The organism is Oleiphilus sp. HI0079, assembly GCF_001635105.1.
Map to the genome: position 1 here is coordinate 1 of NZ_LWFT01000142.1, position 687 is coordinate 687.

A 687-nucleotide genomic window follows, 5' to 3' on the forward strand; every position below is an offset into this window, starting at 1 on the left:
TGGCTGTCTTTTTCGACGCCTTCAGCGACAACTCGACAACCCAGCTGGCGCGAAAGATAGATAATGACATCCACAATACTCCGGCCCGTATCGCTCAACTCAATGTCGTCGACAAAGCTCTTATCAATCTTGATCTCATTGACCGGGAGCTTCTGCAAATAAGCAAGCGAAGAGTATCCCGTGCCGAAATCATCAATCGACATATCAAAACCTAGGGACTGTAAGTTCTGCATTTGAATGATTGCGTTGTCGATATTCTCCAGAACAGTGCCTTCTGTTATTTCTAATGTGAGGCGACTTGGCGGCACATTAAACCCAGAGATAATGTCCAACAGCGCAGTTTCAAAATCGTCTTTGGAGAACTGGCAGGCACTGATATTAACCGCAACTCGAAAATCTGGCGCCAGCTTTTTTGACGCTTCAAGCACACGAATAAGACCACACACATGACGCAGCACCAGCTCCTGAAGCTCAGGAATAATGCCCAATTGCTCGGCAAGGGGAATAAACTCCAACGGAGATACAAAGCCCCGCTCAGGGTGCTGCCAACGCATCAGCGCTTCGAACCCAACAACACGTCCTACACCATTCACTTGTGGCTGATAGAAAACACTGATCTCGTGGTTCTCTAGCGAACGTTCAAGATCGTATTCCATGTGAATACGTTCTACCTGCGCCTCCTGAACC

1 protein-coding gene is annotated in these 687 nt (G+C 48.0%); it reads right to left on the reverse strand.

Features of this window, described 5'->3' with window-relative positions:
- Positions 1–656: EAL domain-containing protein (locus A3750_RS02150; protein WP_197474812.1), on the reverse strand; the 656-nt coding region annotated here is incomplete at its 3' end.
- Positions 657–687 lie beyond the last annotated feature (31 nt).